Raw genomic sequence first — 1,053 nt, forward strand, 5'->3', positions numbered from 1 at the left:
GTGATGGTTGGATTGATAGTGTCTACTACCGTTACGATTTGAGTACAAGTAGCCGTATTTCCAGCATTGTCAGTTACGGTCCAAGTTACGGTGGTGTTTCCGATAGTGAAAACACTAGGCGCATCGTTGGTTACAGATTTTACTCCACAGTTGTCAGCCGTAGTTGGAGCTCCAAGAGTAACATTAGCTTTAGCCGTTGTACAAGAAGCAGCATCCACATTTACTGTTACAGGAGCTGCACAAGTGATGGTTGGATTGATATTGTCTACTACCGTTACGATTTGAGTACAAGTAGCCGTATTCCCTGCATTGTCTGTTACCGTCCAAGTTACGGTGGTGTTTCCGATAGGGAAAACGCTAGGCGCATCGTTAGTTACCGATTTTACCCCACAATTGTCAGCAGTTGTAGGTAATCCAAGCGTTACATTGGCTTTAGCCGTTGTGCAAGAAGCAGCATCTACATTTACTGTTACCGGAGCTGCACAAGTAATGGTTGGATTGATAGTGTCCACTACCGTTACGATTTGTGTACAAGTAGCCGTATTTCCAGCATTGTCAGTTACCGTCCAAGTTACCGTTGTGTTTCCGATAGGGAAAACACTAGGCGCATCGTTGGTTACCGATTTTACCCCACAATTGTCAGCCGTAGTTGGAGATCCAAGCGTTACATTGGCTTTATCCGTTGTGCAAGAAGCAGCATCCACATTCACTGTTACAGGAGCTGCACAAATTATAGTAGGATTGATAGTATCTTTTACAATAACATTTTGAGTAGTAGTGACATTATTTCCTTTCCCGTCATTGAAAGTCCAAGTAATGATGTAAACTCCTTGATTGCTGTAGGTTAGAGGATCTGCCGTTGTTCCTACAATTATTCCTGCACATGCATCTGATGTTTTTGGGGGTATTGCTGTCGCAGAACATTGACCAGTTACATCAACAAGAATTGGTTTTATTGGTTTTGTGTAGTCAATATTTACATTTTGATTTGCTGTAGTTGTATTTCCGTTCCCATCATCAAAGGTCCACGTCACAATCGTAGTTCCTTGAGTA

At 42.5% G+C, this 1,053-nt stretch carries 1 protein-coding gene; it reads right to left on the minus strand.

The window, feature by feature from the left end; translation table 11 throughout:
* Positions 1-1,053, minus strand: a 1,053-nt coding sequence (locus tag ACEN2F_RS14645) for an HYR domain-containing protein (RefSeq protein ID WP_441740536.1), incomplete at both ends; no start/stop codon positions are given.

It is taken from the genome of Flavobacterium sp. W20_MBD1_R3, assembly GCF_052119725.1.
Classification (GTDB): domain Bacteria; phylum Bacteroidota; class Bacteroidia; order Flavobacteriales; family Flavobacteriaceae; genus Flavobacterium.